The organism is Hymenobacter sublimis (assembly GCF_023101345.1).
GTDB classification, from domain to species: Bacteria; Bacteroidota; Bacteroidia; order Cytophagales; family Hymenobacteraceae; genus Hymenobacter; species Hymenobacter sublimis.
In genome coordinates this window covers 4,270,184-4,289,267 of sequence record NZ_CP095848.1, presented here as the reverse complement: position 1 = coordinate 4,289,267, position 19,084 = coordinate 4,270,184, and the positions used below count along the sequence as shown (strand labels likewise).

Below are 19,084 nucleotides of genomic sequence, written 5' to 3'. Positions count from 1 at the left end.
GCTCTACAAGCTACGTTCTGAGTTCTACTTTTTCGGCTTGATTTCGAAGATGTAGGCGCTCTGCGGGGCCAGGGTCAGGTTGAGCGTTTCCACGGGTGGGGCCTGGTTGAGTAGCTCAGTGTAGGTGTAGAACTGCGAGGCCTCAAGGCCCATCAGCTGCAGAGCTTCCTTGGGCAGGCGCAGGGTAGGCCGGTAGGTTTTGTCGGGGCTGAAGTTGGCCACGATGAGCAGGCGCTGCTTGTCGGTGAAGCGCAGGTAGGTGTAGAGCTGGCGCTGGTTGTACTGGGCATCGAGGTTGTTGGCGTCCTGTAGCTCATAGAAACGGCCCCGGCGGATGGCCTCGCTCTGGCTGCTGAGGGTAAGCAAGCGCACGTAAAAATCCTGCAGCTGCTTCTGCTCGGTGCTGAGCTTGCCCCCGTCGAACTTGCCGCCGTTCATCCATTTCTGGTGCTCCGGTACGCCCCAGTAGTCGAAGATGGTCGTGCGGCCGTCCTCGCCCGAGAAGCCTTCCGAGCCGTGGGCCGGCTCGCCCACATCCTGCCCGAAGTACAGCATTACCGGGCCCGTAGCCAGGGTAGCCGACACCGTCATGGCCGGAATGGCAGCCCGGGGGTTGCCGGCAAAGTCTTTGGAGGCAATGCGCTGCTCGTCGTGGTTTTCCAGGAAGCGCAGCATGTGGCCCGAGAAGCCGCGGCTTTCCTCCTTCCAAACCTTGGTGATATCGTCGGTGGTGCCCTCGCCACGCATGAGGCGGCGCAGGCCGTCGTAAAGGCCTACTTTATCATACAGGTAGTCGAAGTGGCCCTGCTCGATGTACATCCGGTAGGTTTTGGCGTCGTAGGCTTCCCCAATAAAAATCAGGTTGGGGTTTACCTTCTTCAGCTCCGGAATCACCCAGGCCCAGAACTCTACGGGCACCATTTCGGCCATGTCGCAGCGGAAGCCGTCTACGTTCTTCTTGGTCCAGAAGATAAGGATGTCGCGCATCTTCAGCCAGGTATCCGGGGTAGGCGTGAAGTGCTTGGCGCGGCCGTTCTGGTAGTCGACGCCGTAGTTGAGCTTGATGGTTTCAAACCAGTCGTCCACCTTGGGCGCCTCCGAAAACACGTCGTTGCCGGTAGCTTTGGCGGGCACTTCCTGAAACTTCTTGTCTTCGCGCGGGCCAGTTAGCGGGCCCAGCGGATTGTAGCCGGCCGGCACCACAAACGACTTGCCGGGCAGGTAGTAGAAGTTGTTATTGGGTAGGAAGGCTTTGGTTGTGTTGTCCTTCTCCCCCAAATCAACCACTCCCTTGGGCCGCGCATCCGACTTGTAAGTACGGGCTACGTGGTTGGGAATGAAGTCGATAATGACTTTGAGGTTGTTGTCGTGGGTGCGCTTGACCAGGGCCTCGAACTCCTGCATGCGGTTCTTGACGTTCACGGCCAGGTCGGGGTCCACGTCGTAGTAGTCCTTGATGGCGTAGGGCGAACCGGCGCGGCCTTTCACCACGTCGGCGTCGTCGAGGGCAATGCCGTGCTTGGTGTAATCGGTCATGGTGGCGTGCTCCAGCACGCCGGTAAACCACACGTGCGAGGCCCCCATCTTCCGGATGGCCTGCAGGGCCGTGTTGTTGATGTCGTTGAACTTGCCCACGCCGTTCTCCTGGAGCGTGCCGTAAGGCTTGTTCACGGCCGTTTTGTTGCCGAACAGGCGCGTCATCAACTGGTAAATCACCAGCTTATGATCCTGGGGTTGTTCGTCAGTGGTGTTGGGATCCGAAGGAGGAAGAAGGTCAGCCACGGGCACAGGGGTAGGCGCAGTCGAAAGAGAAGGCGAAAGAAGAGCCAGCCCCGCGGAAAGGGCCGCCACGGGAAGTAGCAGTAGTTTCATACAAGAGCAAGGTAGGAAATGGTGAAATAGTGAGCTGGTGAACGGGTGAGTTTAATGTTCTATCGGTGCACCAACGCGCCAGCCGAACATTAAACTCACCCGTTCACCAGCTCACTATTTCACCACTCCTGAGTTATGGGGTGCAGCATCAGTTCGTCAACCACCACGTGGGCCGGAGCTTCCAGCACGTAGCGCACGGCTTGGGCCACGTCGGAGGGCTTGAGGTGGGTTTTCTCCGCTTCCACGCCGCCGGGCTTCGACTCGTTGAAATAAGTATCAACCAGGCCGGGGTAGATGGTGCTGACTTTCACGCCGTGGGGCCGCACTTCCTTACGCAAGGAGCCCAGCAGCGCATCTTGGGCCGATTTGCTAGCCCCGTATACGGTGCCGTGCTCAAAGGTGCGGCGGGCTACATCAGAGGCAATGGCTACCACGTGGCCGTGGCCCTGGGCCTTGAAGTGGGGCACCACGGCCTTGCACATCAGGAAGGTGCCCTTCACGTTCACATCAAATATCCGGTCCCACTCCGCCGACTCCATGTTTTCCAGCAGGTTAAACGAGCCTACACCGGCATTGCACACCAGAATGTCGAGGCGGCCGAAGCGGCTCAGCGTTTCCGCCACCACATGGTCGGCGTCGGCCTCATCGGCCACATCGGCCGGAATGGCCAGGCCCTGGGTTTTGGTGTTAAGCTCTTCCAGTTCCTCAGCGCTGCGGGCCACGGCCACCACTTTGGCACCCTGCAGGGCCAGCAGCAGGGCCGTAGCGCGGCCGATGCCGCGGCTGGCACCCGTAACAATGGCTACTTGATCGGTCAGGTCGGTCATGGTATCAGTCAAGTTTAAGCTGAAAATAGTACCAGGTAGTACTGCATAAGTAGCGAGGGGCACCGGTGGTTCCCGGTGCCCCTCCCAAAGCTTACTTTTTCAGCTCCACCACCCACGCCGTGCGGGCCGGAATCTTGAAGCTGCTGAGGCTACCCAGGGTAGCGCCGGTAGTAATTTCGGTGCCAGAGCTGAAGCCGTTGGTGCGCTCGGCAAACCGGGCGCCATCCACGGTTTTCTCGTCCTTGCTGCCGTTAAGCATCACCATCACGGCCTGGCCCTGGTCGTTGTAGCGGAAGTAGGTGTACACGCCGTCCTGTGGGATGAACTGCATGAGCTTGCCGGTAGCCACTACCGGGTGCGTTTTGCGGTAGTTGGCCAGGGTGCTCAGGTAGGTGAAAGCCTCACCGGCCTGGCCCGTGCGGCCGGCGGCCGTGAAGTAGTTTTTCTGGTCGCCGGCAAAGCCGCCGGGGAAGTCCTCGCGCACCAGCCCGTCGGGGTTCGAGAAGTTCTTCATCAGCACCTCCGTGCCGTAGTAGAGCTGGGGAATGCCGCGGGTAGTCAGCAGCCAGGCCACGCCCATCTTGTACTTGGCGAAGTCCTCCCCTATCACGGAGTAGAAGCGGCTCATGTCGTGGTTGTCGAGGAAGGTCACGTTGCGGCTCGCGTCCTCGTACATCCAGTCGCCCTGCAAGGCTTCGTACAGCCGGTTCATGTTACCATTGTCGCCCCGTAGCGCGTCGTGAATAGCCCCCTGCGACTGAAAGTCAAACACCGACTCCAGATTGGACTTAAACCCATCTACGGGCTGGAAGATGTTGCGGGCGAAGAAGGCCTGCTGAGCCGTGCTACCCACCCAAGCCTCCCCAAACTTGAACAGGTTCGGAAACTCCTCGTTCAGGGCCTGGCCCCACTGCATCAGGAACTTGGGGTCAGAATACGGGTAGGTGTCGATGCGGTAGGCGTCGAGGCCGGTGTACTCCACCCACCACAGGAAGTTCTGAATCAGGTAGGTAGCTACCAGCGGGTTGCTCTGGTTCACATCGGGCATGGTGGTGTCGAACCAGCCGCGGTTGTAGAGGCTACGGTCCAGCTCCGAGCCGTAGGGGTCGTTGAGGGCCGAGGAGTTGTAGTTGCTGCGCGTAAACTTGGGCCACTGGTTAAACCAATCCTTGGCGGGCTGGTCCAGGAACAAGTAGTTTTTGCTACCCATGTGGTTGAGCACCACGTCGTGCACCACTTTCAGCCCGTTCTGGTGGGCGCGGTCCACGAACTGCTTGTACTCCTGCAGGGTGCCGTAACGGCGGTCCGTGTTGTAGTAGTCGGTGAGGGCGTAGCCGTGGTAGCTGGCCTTGGGCATGTCGTTTTCCGTCACCGGCGTCATCCAGATGGCCGTGGCACCCAAGCTCTTAAGGTAGTCGAAGTGGTTTTCGATGCCTTTCAGGTCGCCGCCGTGGCGGGCGTACATGGAGTCGCGGGCTACTTTGGGGGCACGCATGTCCTTGAAGTAGTCGTTTTTCGGGTCGCCGTTCGAGAAGCGGTCCGGCATCAGGAAGTAGATGAAATCCTGCTGGGTCAGGCCCTGCACTTTGGATTTGTCGCCGGGGGTAGTGCGCTGGCGCAGCTCGTAGCTGTAGGTCTGCTTTTTGTCGCCCTTAAACTCCAGCTGCAGCTTGCCGGGCTTGGCCGCGGGACTGATGGTAAGGTTGAGGAGCAAGTAATTGGGGCTTTCCAGCTTCTGCACCCCGTCCAGGGTTACGCCCTCGTAGGCCTTGAGGGTAGCAGTGCTGCTGGCAATGCCGGGGCCGTGCACCAACAGTTGCAGCTTGGGGTTTTTCATACCCACCCACCAAAAGGTCGGGTCGATGCGCTGAATGCCGGCGGCCTTAGCGGCCGGGGCGGCGGTAGCAATGGGGGCGGCGGGCGCGCTGGCCAAGGCCGGGGCAGTGGTGGCTAGCAGAGTGCCAGCCAGCAGGGGCAGGAATCGGGCAGAAATCATACGCGAGTGGGAACAAGAAACGGAACAGCCAAGGTACGCACCCCCGCGCCCGTACGCTACTGCTGAACCTGCCCGAAATGATGATGTATTGACCGGTTTTCGGTGTGGTATTGATGGGTTTTGCTACTCGCCAAGTTTTAGGGTAGCAATGGGGTTGTACAGGCCCCGTTGAAGTGAAAGTAGAAAGCAGCAAAAAGCCCCACCGTCGGCACGTGCCGGCAGCAGGGCTTTTCGAGGAATGGGTGCTTAGCAACAAGCAAGCAACCGCAGTCAGTTTACTGCAGCTTAGCCAGCCACAGCGAGGCATTCAGGTGCAGGCGGGCATGGCTGACGTTCTCATTCCAGCCGTCGTACACGGTGTTACCGGGCGAGCCGGTACCGTCGTCGGCCGGGGAGGAGTCACCCACAATCACCACGCGGCCCGTGCCGAAGGTGCTGCTGGCGGCCATGGCTAGGCTGTTGCCCTGGGTAGCCGAGGTGCGCCACACCAGGCCCTGCACCGTGCTGTTGGCCGTGGGCGAGAGGGTCATGGTAGCGCCGTTGTGAAAGGACAGCTGCGACACCCGGCCCTGGGAGCCGTTCATGATGGGGTTGGTGGTAGAAGCCAGCGCGTTGGTGCTGTTTTCCACGATGTTGTCCAGGTTTACGCTGAAGCCAAAAGGGTTGGCCTTCACCGAGTTGTTCTTCATCAGGTCGTTCCAGATATCCGGCGAATCCCAGCCGTCGTTGTTGCGGTCCGAAATGTCGTGGTCGGAAATCATGAACAGCCCGCCCCCATTCTGCACGAACTGCAGAATGGCCGTTTTCTCGGCCGCCGTAAATACAATGTTCGGCTCATCCACCACGAACACGCTGTAGTTGCTCAGGTCCTGGGGGTTGCTGGCGTTGCCGTAGCTGATGGCCGTGCCCGTGGGCAGTTGCTCCACGCTGTGGCCCAGCTTCACCAGGGCCACGCCCCAGGCCGAAACGGCACCCGTCCAGTAGGTTTCCGGGGTAGTGCTGGTAATGCCGCTCTGGGCCGGCGAGGGGTAGCGCGGCGTCAGGCCACCATCCACGTCCAGCACCCAGTCGGCGTTGCCGGCCAGCTCCCCGTGGGAAGCATCGAACAAGAACTTCTTGCCCTCGGTAGTGGGCGGCGGGGTAGTCGTGCCGGAGCCGTACTGCTCCATCGTCACGTTATCAATGTTGATGCGGTTGGTGCCGCCGGAAATCTTGCGGATCTGCAGGCGGATGGTGCCACTCAGGTTTACCGTGAACGAGGCGGTGCTCAGGGCACTGCTGCTGCTGGTGATGGTGCTGCCTACTTTGGTGTAGGAGGAGCCGCTGTTCTGGCTGACCCACAGCTCCCATTGTGAGCTGGCATCGGTGCCGTACACGGCGTGCTGCACGGTTACTACCCCGGCGCCGGTGGTAGCATTGAAGTTCATCGTGAGCGAGCCCACGTTGCGGATGCGGGCTGATTGAGCGCCCGTTTTGGGGTCGGCGGTGGTGTTGCCTAGCAGGGCATCGTTCAGAGTCCAGGAGCCGGAACCCAGGGCCACGGAGCCGGTGGTGTAGGCGGTTTTGGTGCCGGTGTCAAAGCCTTCAGGGAAGCCAGCGCTGCTTACATCGGCCGCGGTTACTGCTGTTAAGGTGGGAGCAGGAAGGTTTTCCTGCTTAGCGCAGGACAGAACGGATAGGCTTAGCAGGGAGGCCGCCAGCCAGCGCAGGGGGTAGCGCATAGAAAGGTGTTGGTTGTGAAAGGTGGAAAAGAACTGACTTTCGAGCCGCAAAGCTACCGCGGGGCTACTCCACAGCTCGGCTGCCTAATATTATGTAATTGTTACAAAAGCGTCAGGAACAGAAAGGCTTACGCCAAAATTGTATTCAGCTTGCCGAGCAGGAGCCGCTGAGTTTATTTCAGCATAAGCACCTTCTGGTGGCAACGGGCTAATGATGCTTTTTTGCTTATTACTAATGGCTGATTTGCATTTTGGCCTTGTCGGCCCCGTCCGGCCCGCAGAGTCCACACTTTTCCGCTTTTTTTGGGTGCGAATTCGTACGCTTACTCGCCCGGGCGGACCTACCGCTCGTTCTCTCATTCAGCCCCCTCTTGCTTTATGGCATTCGACTTTCAGATGTACACCCCGGCCCCCGAGTTTAACACGCCGGCCGCGTATTTTTCCATGGAATTTGCGCTCGACCAAGCGCTGAAAACCTACTCCGGTGGCCTGGGCTTTCTGGCCGGCTCCCACATGCGCTCCGTGTATGAGCTCAAGCAGAACCTGATCGGCATCAGTATCTTATGGTCGTTTGGCTACTACGACCAGGGCCGCAACGAGGACCAGAGCATGCGCGCCGATTTCCGCCTCAAGCACTACAGCTTCCTGCAGGATACTGGCCTGGTATTTCCCATCGAGATTCACAACGCGCAGGTGCTGGTAAAAGCCCTGTACCTGGCCCCCGACACGTTCGGGACGGCCCCCATGTTCTTCCTGACCACTGACATTCCGGAGAACGACTACCTCTCGCGCACCATCTCCCACCACCTCTACGACGCCGACACGGCCGCCCGCGTGGCCCAGAGCATTCTGCTGGGCGTGGGCGGGGGCAAGCTGCTCGACCTGTTGGGTCGCCAGACGGAGGTATACCACCTCAACGAAGGCCACGGCCTGCCCCTAGCCTTTTACCTCTACGACAAGCACGGCCGCAACCAGGACGAGGTGCGCAAGCGTCTGGTTTTCACCACGCACACCCCCGAGCTGGCCGGCAACGAGGAGCACCCCGTGAAGCTGCTGCACAAAATGTCGTTCTTCGGCAACGTGCCCCTGGAGGAAGTACACCGCCTCGGACTGGTGGAAAATGAGCAGCTGAACTACACGCTCACGGCTCTGCGTTTCGCGCGCATCAGCAACGGCGTTTCCAAGGTGCACGGCGAGGTAGCCAACGACATGTGGGGAAGCTATCAGGGCATCAGTCCCATCATTGCCATTACCAACTCCCAGAACGGCACCTACTGGCGCGACAAGGCCCTGCACGCCGCCCTAGAAGCCAATGACGATGCAGCCTTGAAGGCCCGGAAGCGGGAGCTGAAAAAGCAGCTGTTCGACATCGTGGCCGACCAGACCGGTACCCTCCTCGACCCGGAAGTGCTGACCGTGGTGTGGGCCCGCCGCTTTGCCGGCTACAAGCGCGCCGACCTGATTCTGCGCCACTTCGAGCGGTTCCTGAGCATTGTAAATAACCAGGATCGGCCGGTGCAGGTGATTTGGGCAGGCAAGCCTTATCCCAAGGATTTCGGTGCTATTGGCTTGTTCAACGACATCATCAGCAAAACCAAGAACCTGAAAACCTGCGCCGTGCTCACGGGCTACGAGCTAGGACTGTCGGCGGCCCTGAAAAAGGGCTCCGACATCTGGCTGAACACCCCGCGCTACCCCCGCGAAGCCTCCGGCACGAGCGGTATGACGGCTGCCATGAACGCCTCGGCCTCCCTGAGCATTGCCGACGGCTGGATTCCGGAGTTTGTGCGCCACGGCGAAAACGGCTTCATCATTGAGCACACCGACATCAACCAGCCCGACCACGTGAAGGACGACATTGAGGCCACCAACGTGCTGGACGTACTGGAAAACGAAATTATCCCGTTGTACTACGCCCAGCCAGAGAAATTCCTGGAAGTAGTAAAAACCGGCATGCGCGAGGTAGAGCCCGAGTTCGAGTCGCACCGCATGGCCACCGAGTACTACGAGCGGATGTACAAAGTGAAATAGGGATTGAGTAGATGAGTGAAGTGTAGTCATGGCGAGGAGGTACGACGACGCCATCCTTCCTGACCAACGTGCTACCCCCTAATAATGTGACAAGCCCTTGACATCCGCGCTGGCGTCAAGGGCTTGTCACATTATTAGGCTTATTACAAAGGGAGGAAGGATGGCATCGTCGTACCTCCTCGCCATGACTACACTTCACTAACTCACCGAATCATTACTTTACTCAATCACCATTTCACTGAATCACTCTTTCCAGCACTGCCCATACGTTGTTGGCCAGAATCTTCTGGCCTTCGGCGTTGGGATGCACGCCGTCGGGGAGGTTGAGGTGGCGCTGGCCGATGACGCCGTGAAGCAAGAAGGGCACAAAATCGACCTCGTTTTTTTCGGCCAATTGGCGGAATAAAGCCTTGAACTCCTGGGCGTAATGACCCATGCGGCCGCCCCCCAAGGTAGCCAGCGGCCCCAAGTCGAAGGGAAATTCTAGGCCTACCAGCACCACGCGGGCTTCGGGGTGGGCGCGGCGCACTTCATCCAGAATATACTGTAAATTCTGGGTGGTTTCGCGGACGGGAATGCCCCGTAGGCTGTCGTTAGCACCTAACTCTAGCACGAACACGTCAATCTTCTCGAAGCGGCTCAACACAGAGCTAATGCGCTGGCGGCCCCCGGCAGTGGTTTCGCCGCTGACGCCGTAGTTGTAAGCTTTATAAGGCAAGTGCAGGGCGTCAATTTTTTCCTGAATGCGGGAAGGAAACGACTCGCTGGCGCGGAGTTGGTAACCGGCCGTGAGCGAGTCGCCGAAGAAGAGAATGGACTGCATGCGGAAGCGGAAAAGAACACGTAAGGGGTAGATTCCTAACGAAGTTGCTGGGCCTTGGTTCCCGGTAGCCTAGCACCAGAATGCTAGCCTGCTGAGTTGCGGCAGCCTCAAGTGTTTGGCCACTAGACAACTAAACGAATGGCGTCTCTGCATGACGGTCTTATACAGGGTAGCAGAAGCGCTGACTGTTCACGCAACCTAGTAACCGGTTGCCGCCTGGGTTATCAATCAGTTCACCGGCTCTTGCCGGCTTTGTGTAGTGGCTGATGAGCCGGGGCTTCGCAGCCGCGTTCGGCGGGAGTAGATGCAACCGCGTCCGGCGGGAGGTAGTAGATCCTAAACTTTTTTATCGAATTCGGGCTTTACCTTTGCCAGCAGATAAGAACCATTCTTATCTGCTGATTCCGTTTTGTCAACCAATATTTCAGATAATGCCCGTAACGAAAGCCACCGACGCTGATTTCCAACAACTACTGCAGGATAACGAGAAAGTAGTGGTGAAATACTACGCCGACTGGTGCGGTAACTGCCGCCTGTTTTCGCCCAAGTTCAAGCGCCTCTCGGAGGCTGAGCAAAACCAGGACATTGCTTTCCTGGACGTAAACGCCGAAACCAGCCCTGAAGCCCGCAAGCTGGCCAGCGTCACCAACCTGCCCTTCTTTGCCGTGTTCCGCAATGGAGAGCTGCTGGAAACCGTAGCCGCCAGCAAGGAAGAGGCCGTAGCCAGCCTGATTTCCCGCCTCAACTAGGTCCGCTGCGTCATGAAAATGCCCATAATCAAGCGCCTGGTGGAAACTCAGACGCTGCAAAGCCTAGTTGCCGCAGAGCAAGCCCTGCTGGAAGAGCAAACCCCCGCTTTTGAGGTAGAAGGGGAAGATGAAGGCGAGCAGCTTACCCACGTGTTTGCCGCCATCTTCATCCTCAACCACATGCAAGACCACGGCACCGAATTCAAAACCGCCCTGCGCGAATACACCGCCAAAGTGCGCGTGTCCATTAGCTAAATGGATACAGTGAGATGGTAAGTGAGTGACTAGGTGAAGTAGTGCCGTCCTGGCGAAGGCACCGACCCCATTCCTCTCATTTGCCTTAAAACCTAGAAACGTGACAAGCCCTTGGCGCTATCATACGTCAAGGGCTTGTTACATTCTGAAGGGTAGCAAATTGGTCAGGAAGGATGGCATCGCGCTGCTTGCCATGTCATGCTTCAGGATGAGGAATATTAGTGTCGCTCAGCCTCCGCGCCCTAGCACTGCCTCACTTAGTCACTCATTCCCTATCTCACCGCTATACTCGGGCGAACTGGTGGCGGACCAGGCGGGCGCCGGCATCGGTGCAGAGGCCGCGCACGTAGGGAAAGAACAGGTTGCGGTACACCTCAGCAAGGTTGGTGTAGTCGGGGGGGAAGAACTGCTCATTTACCAGCAGATTGAACTGGGCCAGCAGCAGGTGAGTGATGAGGCGGGCATTCAACTCCGCCCGGAACTGTCCTTCCTGAATGCCGGCCTGCAACAGCTGCACCAGCAGCGGCGCGACGTACTCCGTCAAGTAGCTCTGCATTAGGGTCCATGCTTCCGGATACTCCTCGCGCAGCACATGATAGTCGTAGTGCGGGGAGCGGCGCATTTCCTGGAGGCTATGATGCAATAAGGCCAGCAAACGCTCCACGGGAGTAGCCAGGTTGGCTAATAGCTGCTCGTGCTCTGCCCGCTGCCGGGCAAAGTTGTGCTGAATGGCTTGGCATACGAGTCCGGCTTTGGAGCCAAACAGTTCCCGGAATGTAGCGGGGCTAACATCGAGGGCAGCAGCCAGCTGCTCCTCGTGCAAAATACCTACCCCTACTTCGTGGAGCAGCGCCAGAGCGCGGTCGAGAAGTTTAGAGAGTACAATTTCCTCCATCTGAAGGGCAAGAAAATAAGGGATGAATTCTATCCGCACTGCCCAGCGGCCCTCCAACGCGGTAGGCGCCTAAAATAGCATGCCCAAGCCGAAAAAAAATAGCAGCTGAAGCAGATACACGAAAGGAACCAGCGGATTACGCTTGACAAAATCGACCCGGTTAAAGTATACCTGCAAAATCAGGCTGACGGCAAACCAACCCTTGAAGTTGAGCAGCGGAATAACGTCGTACTGCCAGCGCCAGAAGTCGTACCGCACGGCTACTGGCTCCAGGCACACATCCAGGCCTACTAGTAGCAGGGCCGCCACCACCGCCCGCAGAAAATCGGGAATGGGCAGGTAGCGGGCCAAAATACCGGCCGAATACGTGAGCATCAGCCAGTTAACGCCAATCATCAGCGGCACGTTTAGCCACTTCACCCCCAGAGTAGCACCATAGGTGTACTGCCCGAATAGCAGGCCCGTACGCACGCCTACTACCTCTACAAAGAAGCCCACCAGCATGGTTACCACGCAGAAGCTCCAGAAAGCCGGCGTGCGGCGGGGCTGGAAAGCCAGCAGCAGGCCCACAGTCAGCAGCAGGTTCAGGGGAACAAATTGCAGGTAGAAGCTGGGGTCTTGGGAAAACGCCAACCCAATGAATCCGGTGACGTGGAAGAGCAGCAACACGCCCTGGGCCCAGCGCAGGCGCCGCCGGTGCGCATCGGCAGTGACCAGGGTTGCGGCGGGAAGTTGTTGCGTGGGGTCAGTCATGAGGGGAAGGAATTAAAAACTGGGATGTAGAAGGTCAAGGCTCCGAACTGCGCTTTCAGCCATAGGATACGGGCCGCATATCACTTCTTACCTCGCCATTTTTAATTGTTAATTAAGTCAGAGACAATACGGGCCGAGAGTAAACACAGCGGGATGCCGCCGCCCGGATGCACCGAGCCCCCGCAAAAGTACAGGCCTTCCAGTTGCCCCGAAAAGTTCGGGTGCCGCAGAAACGCCGCCAGGGTGTTGTTGCTAGAGCTACCATACAAGGCCCCACCAAAGGAAGAAGTTCGGGTGGCAATGCCCGGCGGGTCCCACACGTGTTCCGCCTGTATCAGGGGGCCTACCTCGGTACCTAGGGCCCGGCTGACCCGGCGGAGCACGGCTTGGCGAGTGTGCTGCACCAGCGCGGCCCAGTCCTGGCCTTGGTCATGAGGGACGTTTACCATCACAAACCAGTTTTCGTGGCCGGGGGGGGCATCGGTGGGAGTGTGGCCGGAGGTGATATTGACGTAAACCGTGGGGTCGTCGGCAATGGTTTTCTCCTGGAAGATGGCCTCAAACTCACGCTTATAGTCCTCGGAGAAAAAGATGTTATGAACGCCGAGCTCCGGGAAGCGCCGCGCAATGCCCCAGTAGAAAATCAGGGCCGAAGAGGACCGGGGCTGGCGGAGGGTGCGCTCCGGAGCGGGCTGCCGGGGTAGCAGGTGGCGGTAGGTGGGCACCACATCCATGTTGCTGACTACCAGTCCGAAGTCGTACACATCCTGGGCCGTGCGTACTCCGGTTACCCGGTCCGCCGCCGTCAGGATTTCCAGCACCGGCTCCTGGTAGCGGAACTGCACGCCCAGCTCCTCGGCCAGCCGCACTAGGCTTTGGGCAATAGCATAAATGCCGCCCTCGGGGTAGTAAGCGCCCAGCCCGTGCTCCAGGTGCGGAATCAGACTGAGGGTAGCGGGGGCCTGGTAGGGGTCGGAGCCGTTATAGGTAGCAAACCGGTCGAAGAGCTGCACCAGACGCGGATCCGAGAAAGCAGCCGCGTGGCGCTGGTGCATGGTGCTGGTTAGGCCCAGTTGGGGAAGAGAAGTAAGAGCCTTGAGCACCTCAGGGCTAAGGTAGGTAGCCGCTTTGTGCAGGGACTTTTGCAGGAAAGTACCAGCCGTGGCTTCGTACGCCTGCCCACTGCGGCGCAGGAACCGCAGAACCTCAGTGGCTGGCACGCCCAGCTTTTCTTCTACTTCCTGAGCAAACCGGCCTTCGTCGGCCCAGGCCGTGAGGCGGATGCCATCGGCAAAGAAATACTGCGTAATGGGGTCGAGACGCTGGTAGCGAAAGTAGTCCTGGGGGTTGCGGCCCACCAGCTGAAACAGCTCATCAACTAAGTGCGGGAGCGTAAACAAGGATGGGCCCCCATCAAAGCGGTAGCCCCCGGGCAGCTCCAACTGGTGCATCTTCCCCCCAAACGATTCCTGGGCTTCGAACACTGTTACGCGGTGTCCGTGAGCAGCCAGGCGCACGGCCGTAGCAATGCCGCCAATGCCCGCCCCAATAATGGCAGTAGCTTGTTTGGGGGCGGCAGTTTTGGAAAGCGGCACAGGCAAAAGGTAAAAGAGGTGCACAGCACCCAAAGCAGAAGAGACGAGCTACCCCGCCGAGGAAGTAAGAACAGGCAGGCTAGCGTGTCAACACAAGGTACGGCGGAGAAATGTTTCGGTCGAAAGCTCTCCAACGCTGGTTGCTGGAGAAATGGGAAATTATTTCGCTGAAACAGGTGCTTTTTTCATTGTTGCGTAGCCGTGCCAGCACTTAAACAGGCGGCATCACATAAGGGCAGCGGTTGCTTTTTTGCGTGTGCAGTAAGCGTATAGGCCCACGTGTGCACTACAGGGAAAGTCGCTTTTTCGGATTGTGAGCAGGGTTTTAACGCTTGGTATTCTAAAATGGATGCTGATATATTTGGTTATAGCCCCGGCGCACTCCGGTTGGCCCCGCAGCATGCCGGGCCCGAAAGCGGCTTCCGTCCCGGTACCACGCTGTGCCCTTCTGCCCGCCGCTTCTGCCCAGGAAACGGCTGCCTGCTGCCCCTTCCTACCCCAAACCCCACCCAACTCATGCAAACACGCTACGCTTTGCCGGGCCGATAACTCGGGTAGTTCGCACACGGAACCCATCTGGGGCTATACGCGCAATGCTCTGGCCTCCTCACCGCATGGTCGGTTGCAAGGGGCCGCTGCGGTGCCAGCGGCACTAACGGCACCTTGCCTGCATTCTACTCGTCATCAGGCGAAAGGTCCTGTCGTCGCTAGGCAATTCAAACACCCCCGCTTTTCCGAAGTCATGTACTAGATACCTGCTCATGGGTAGTACCGGGCAGCATACCTAGGCGAGCCTAGCAGCACCATGATGACGTGCCGGTGGCTATCCATACGCAACGGGCTGATAGTGGGGCTGGTAAGGTGTAATACTGACTGCATTTTCGCTCCGTTTCGGCGGCTTATGAAGAACAAACAAGACATGTGAGTGAGAAAAATCGGAAACGGGGCGGGGAATCTCCGCCCTGTTTTTTTCTCTGCTATTCTGTCGAAAATCCTTTTCTACCTCTCTTTATGCACATGAACTGCCTATTTATGCTGCCGGACCCCTGGCGCAGAGGCTGGACTAGGGGCCTTGGTTTTCGCCTGGGGATGCTGCTCATGCTGCTGGGCTGCTCGGTTGGCTCCAGCACGGGCCAAAACCTGACGATGCTACGGGCCGCCGGCCCAAAAACGGTGGACGCCCAGGGCCGCGAAGTGGTGCTGCGCGGCTACAACGTGGGGGGCTGGCTCCTCCAGGAAAGCTACATTCTGCAAACTGATACGCTCAACAGCCAATGGCGCATCAAGCAGGGGCTGCTCCGTAGTATGTCGGAGGCCCAGATGGAGGAGTTCTACCGCCAGTACCGCCAGAACTTCATTACCAAGGCCGACATTGATTTTCTGGCCAAGCAAGGCTTTAACGCCGTGCGCCTCCCCTTTCACTACGACTTGTTTCTGACGCCGGCGCAGCGCCACGCCCGCACCGAGGTAATCCGCGACCCAAAAAATCCGCAGAAACTCACAGCCTATGTGGAGCAGCTCAGCCGCTGGTACGACGAGAATCAGCTCTTCGCCGAGCCAAAAAAGCTGGAGGGCATCCGCTTTATTGATGAGGTAGCACGCTGGTGCGCGGCCAACAACATGTACGTTATTCTGGACCTGCACGCGGCCCCCGGCGGCCAGGGCACCGACCGGAACATCAACGACAACTTTCAGCCCTTGGACCTGTGGAAACGTCGGGACGCCAAGGGACGCCTGATTTATCAGGATATGACGGTGCGCCTGTGGGAAAAGCTGGCCGCCCGCTACCGCCAGGATGCCCGTATTGCCATGTACGACCTCATCAATGAGCCCCACAACCTGAACGCCGCCAATGGGTTGTCGGCTGATAATCAGGAACTCAGTGCCTTCTACGCCCGCCTGATAAATGCCGTACGAGCCCAAAACGACCAGCACCTACTTCTGCTGGAAGGTAATGGCTACGGCAACGAGTACACCAACCTTACCCCCGACAAGCTGGCTATTCAAGACAAGGGGAACCTGGTGTATAATGCCCACCGCTACTGGTGCCCTAACACACCAGACGCATCTGACCCCAACCCTAACCAAATCAATCTGTTCCGTAACCTAGCCGCTTTCCGCGACCGGTGGCAGGTGCCGGTGTGGGTAGGCGAAACGGGCGAAAACTCCAATGAGTGGTTTGCCGCTGCCGTGCAGGGCCTCAACGCCCAGAACATTGGGTGGTGCCACTGGAATATTAAGCGCGTAGATTCCGGCGCCGGCCTGTTGCGGGTGCAGCCCTACGGCAGCATCCTGACGGCGCAGGGCCGCGCGGCCCTGCTGCGTAATGTGCAGTTTGCCAACTGCCAAGTAAACCGCGACGTAGCCACGGCCCTGACCAAACCCAGTGACTTCCGGGCTCCTTTCGCGACCCTTACCATTCCCGGCACCATTGCCGCCGCCGATTACGACCTGGGCCGCGACGGAGTGGCTTACCACGACGACTTCTCGGCCCGCACCGACTACCGTGACCTGACGCCCACCAACCACGGCGGTGCCTACCGCAACGACGGCGTGGACATCAACGCAAGTAAAGACGTAAATAATGGGTTTGTGGTGAGCAAGTTAGCTGCCGGCGAATGGCTCACTTACACCGTAACCGTAGCTGCGCCTGGGACCTATACGGCTGAGTTGCGCCTGCAACCCGGCACCGCGCCCGGCCGCCTCACCCTGCACCTCGGCAACCAGCCCCTGGGCACTGCTACCGTGGCACCCGGACAGCAGTGGGCTACGGTGGTCCTTACCACCCCCACCCTGCCGGCCGGACAGCACATTCTCCGCCTTGTTGTTGAAGAACCCGTAGGGCAGCTGGGCTGGCTACGCTTTGCTCCGGCAAAAGCCGCTAGCAGCGCCAGTGGCCAGTAGGCAAAGCCCCGAGGGTTTCGTACCTTGAAGCCACCATGAAGCTCGTGAATTCCCACTTCCCACCGCGTCGGGCTATCTGGTTTTCTTTCCTGACGCTGAGCATCCCCCTGCTCCTGTGCCTTTCCTTGGTCAGCTCCCCGGCCAGCGCGCGCCCCGCCGATACCCTCCGGGTGCGCACCGGTCTGGAGGAGCTGTTTGTTGACCCTTCCCTGTATAGCGTGCTGGAAGACCCCTCCGGTAAGCTAACCCTGACGGATGTGCAGCAACCCACCTGGGCCAGCCAGTTCCGGCCCGGCAACACCATTCCCACCACCATGGACCACCCTGGCTCGGCCTATTGGCTGCGGCTGGTGGTGCAGGCCCGCGGTCCACTCAGCCAGCATTGGTACCTGGAACTATTTGATTCTCACCTAAATGGAGTGCAGTTTTTTCCGGCTGATGGCAGCGCCCCCACCCGTACCGGCTCCGATTATCCGCTAGCAACCCGCAAGTTTCCTTATAAAAACTTCCTGTTCCGCTTACCCCTGCAGCCCGACCAGGCCCAAACCTACTACCTGCGGCTGACATCCAACTCCAAGACTACCTTCCTTAGCCGCCTGCGTACCGAGCAGCCCCTGGCGGTGCACTTCCAGACCGAGTATGGACTGCTAGGTGCCTTTTATGGGGTGCTGCTGATTATGGTGGTTTATAACCTCTGCCTTTACCTGTTCATTGGGGAGCAAACGTACCTGCGTTACGTGCTGTACGTGCTTAGCTGTAGTCTGGTGTTTCTTTCGGAAGATGGATTAGGCTTTCAGTATATTTGGCCTAGTTATCCGGCTCTAAATGAGCTGATTATTGCGGGTTCTCCGATTCTGCTGCTACTCACGTTCAGCTATTATGCTCGCCAGTTCCTCGACACCCCCCAGCGCCTGCCTACCTATGACCCCTGGGTCAGAGCCATTGTGCTGCTAAGTGTGCTAGGGCTGCTGATTGACGCCGTATGGCTGAATTCGGGGTGGGGCTTTTGGTTTTACCTGCTACCCTACTGCATGATTTACTACGCGGCCTACCGCGTGTGGCAACGGGGGCAGCGTACGGCCCGGTTCTTTCTGCTGGCTCACGCCCTGGTTGCCATCAGCGTTGGCTTCCTGATTCTGCGCAAACTGGGTATTAACACCTTCACGACTACGGCCACGGTATACAGCATGAACGTGGCCTTCGTCATTGAGGTCGTCGTGCTGTCATATGCCCTCGGCGAAAAAATCAAGAGCATCAAGGATGCTACCATCCGGGCCCAGGGCAAGCTGGTAAAGCAGCTGCGTAAAAAGCACGAGGTGCAGGAGCAACTAGTTGAGCAGCTGCAGCATAATCAGGACCTCAAGGACCAACTGAACTCAGAGCTGGAAAGCCTGGTAGCGCAGCGTACTGATGAGCTGCGCCAGCAAAGCGACACGATTGCCGCCCAAAACCGGGAGCTGCTCCAGGCCAACGGTTTGCTTGCCTTGCAATCGGCGGCTATTGAGAAGCTCAACACGGACTTGCAGCGCGACCTGCAGGAAGCCAAAACGGCTCGGGTGCTTTCTAAGGAGGTGAACTTCGGCGAGTTCAGCCAAATCTACCCTGACAAGGACGCCTGCTTGGTGTACCTAGCCAACCTCAAGTGGGCCGATGGCTACCAGTGCCGCAAGTGTGGGCACGAGAAGTACTGCGACGGCCGGGAGCCTCATTCGCGCCGTTGTACCAAATGCCGCTACGTGGAGTCAGCTACGGCTTATACCTTGCTGCAAAAATGTAAGTTCTCGATTATCAAGGCCTTCTATGCTGTATTTCTGATCTATACGCATAAGGGCAATTACTCGTCCCAGGAGCTTTCCCGGGTGTTAGATCTGCGCCAAGGGACCTGCTGGAGCTTCAGTCAGAAGGTGCTGGAAGCCATGCGCCGGCGGCGCCACGCCCCCGATTTCGATGAAAACGAAGGGTGGACCCACGTGCTACTCGATGCCACGGGTACTGAAACAGAAGATGCAGTAATGGGTGTTGGGGAGGAGGCCTCTTCCACTCGGGGTTAATGCGCAGGTGATTCGTTCTAGTGTTTTTGAAGAGCAGGAGGCGGGTAGGAATCATACCGTAGCCTCTTGCTCGAAACAACTAGCGTACTGCAGCTACAAGTAAGGGCCCACTAACTGGAGCTAGTTTAGCGCAGTATCGTCCAATGAAATCTAGTAACTGTAGTATATAGTCAGCTTTTAAGACTGCAAGTGTTATTCCGTAAGTGAATACTCACCCGCTATGAAAAGCGAAAAAAGTTGATCAAAACACCTGTTTTTTTGATTGTTTTTTACGTGGTGCAGCGCCTATAATAAAAGCCTGAACTGGTTGCTACAAGGCCTATACTACCCAAGTTAGCGTGTGCTGTAAGTGTATAATATAATTGTGCGTTAAGGTGAAAATGCCTTTTCATGGCATTTTGAGGGGGTTTTGGTATTGCTTTTCCGAAACACGGTCGGATATATTTGGGCATTCCGCATAGCCCTTGGCGGCAGTTTAAGTCAGGTCAGCAGCTTTAGGGTAACCTATTAGGGTACTCTTTGAGCTCGACTTATCCGCGCGGCCTTGCTTTCCTGAGTTTAATTATCCCTTGCTCTTTTCCGGCGCTGATACGCCGGCTGACCCCGCTCCGG

Annotated in this window: 13 protein-coding genes; 5 read left to right on the top strand and 8 right to left on the bottom strand. The window is 58.2% G+C overall.

What is annotated here, in order from left to right; translation table 11 throughout:
* Positions 1 to 24: 24 nt before the first annotated feature.
* The 4 genes from MWH26_RS17985 to MWH26_RS17970 all read right to left on the bottom strand — a co-directional run bounded on the left by MWH26_RS17985 (position 25) and on the right by MWH26_RS17970 (position 6,416).
* Positions 25 to 1,872, bottom strand: coding sequence for an alpha-amylase family glycosyl hydrolase (locus tag MWH26_RS17985; RefSeq protein ID WP_247975362.1), 1,848 nt, complete (start codon positions 1,870 to 1,872; stop codon positions 25 to 27).
* A 119-nt stretch (positions 1,873 to 1,991) separates the two neighbouring features.
* Positions 1,992 to 2,699, bottom strand: a complete 708-nt coding sequence (locus tag MWH26_RS17980; RefSeq protein ID WP_247975361.1) for an SDR family oxidoreductase — start codon at positions 2,697 to 2,699, stop codon at positions 1,992 to 1,994.
* A gap of 91 nt (positions 2,700 to 2,790) precedes the next feature.
* The gene (locus MWH26_RS17975; RefSeq protein ID WP_247975360.1) at positions 2,791 to 4,695 is read right to left on the bottom strand and encodes a glycoside hydrolase family 13 protein; all 1,905 of its coding nucleotides are present in this window, start codon (positions 4,693 to 4,695) and stop codon (positions 2,791 to 2,793) included.
* A 275-nt stretch (positions 4,696 to 4,970) separates the two neighbouring features.
* Positions 4,971 to 6,416, bottom strand: coding sequence for a hydrolase (locus MWH26_RS17970; RefSeq protein WP_247975359.1), 1,446 nt, complete (start codon positions 6,414 to 6,416; stop codon positions 4,971 to 4,973).
* Positions 6,417 to 6,794: 378 nt separating this feature from the next.
* Between MWH26_RS17970 and glgP the strand changes: the two genes are divergently transcribed.
* On the top strand, positions 6,795 to 8,447 hold the full coding sequence (glgP, locus tag MWH26_RS17965) for an alpha-glucan family phosphorylase (protein ID WP_247975358.1): 1,653 nt from the start codon (positions 6,795 to 6,797) through the stop codon (positions 8,445 to 8,447).
* Positions 8,448 to 8,682: 235 nt separating this feature from the next.
* Here the strand turns inward: glgP and MWH26_RS17960 are convergent, their stop codons facing one another.
* Positions 8,683 to 9,270, bottom strand: a complete 588-nt coding sequence (locus MWH26_RS17960; protein WP_247975357.1) for an arylesterase — start codon at positions 9,268 to 9,270, stop codon at positions 8,683 to 8,685.
* 431 nt (positions 9,271 to 9,701) lie between these two features.
* Between MWH26_RS17960 and MWH26_RS17955 the strand changes: the two genes are divergently transcribed.
* Positions 9,702 to 10,019, top strand: coding sequence for a thioredoxin family protein (locus MWH26_RS17955; RefSeq protein ID WP_188557220.1), 318 nt, complete (start codon positions 9,702 to 9,704; stop codon positions 10,017 to 10,019).
* Positions 10,020 to 10,031: 12 nt separating this feature from the next.
* Positions 10,032 to 10,274 (top strand): DUF6952 family protein, encoded by a 243-nt coding sequence (locus MWH26_RS17950; protein ID WP_244694263.1) that lies wholly within the window; start codon positions 10,032 to 10,034, stop codon positions 10,272 to 10,274.
* A gap of 283 nt (positions 10,275 to 10,557) precedes the next feature.
* Here the strand turns inward: MWH26_RS17950 and MWH26_RS17945 are convergent, their stop codons facing one another.
* From MWH26_RS17945 to crtD, 3 genes are all read right to left on the bottom strand, one after another.
* Positions 10,558 to 11,169, bottom strand: a complete 612-nt coding sequence (locus MWH26_RS17945) for a TetR/AcrR family transcriptional regulator (protein ID WP_247975356.1) — start codon at positions 11,167 to 11,169, stop codon at positions 10,558 to 10,560.
* 69 nt (positions 11,170 to 11,238) lie between these two features.
* Positions 11,239 to 11,922 (bottom strand): carotenoid biosynthesis protein, encoded by a 684-nt coding sequence (locus MWH26_RS17940; RefSeq protein WP_244694261.1) that lies wholly within the window; start codon positions 11,920 to 11,922, stop codon positions 11,239 to 11,241.
* Between the two features lie 101 nt (positions 11,923 to 12,023).
* Positions 12,024 to 13,517, bottom strand: coding sequence for a 1-hydroxycarotenoid 3,4-desaturase CrtD (gene crtD, locus MWH26_RS17935; protein WP_247975355.1), 1,494 nt, complete (start codon positions 13,515 to 13,517; stop codon positions 12,024 to 12,026).
* Positions 13,518 to 14,534: 1,017 nt separating this feature from the next.
* On the opposite strand from crtD, the gene MWH26_RS17930 reads away from it, so the two are divergent.
* Together MWH26_RS17930 and MWH26_RS17925 are read left to right on the top strand one after the other, a co-directional pair.
* Entirely contained in the window at positions 14,535 to 16,421 is a 1,887-nt protein-coding gene (locus MWH26_RS17930; protein WP_247975354.1) for a cellulase family glycosylhydrolase, read from the top strand.
* A gap of 35 nt (positions 16,422 to 16,456) precedes the next feature.
* Positions 16,457 to 18,472, top strand: coding sequence for a 7TM diverse intracellular signaling domain-containing protein (locus tag MWH26_RS17925; RefSeq protein ID WP_247975353.1), 2,016 nt, complete (start codon positions 16,457 to 16,459; stop codon positions 18,470 to 18,472).
* The last annotated feature ends 612 nt before the right edge of the window (positions 18,473 to 19,084 follow it).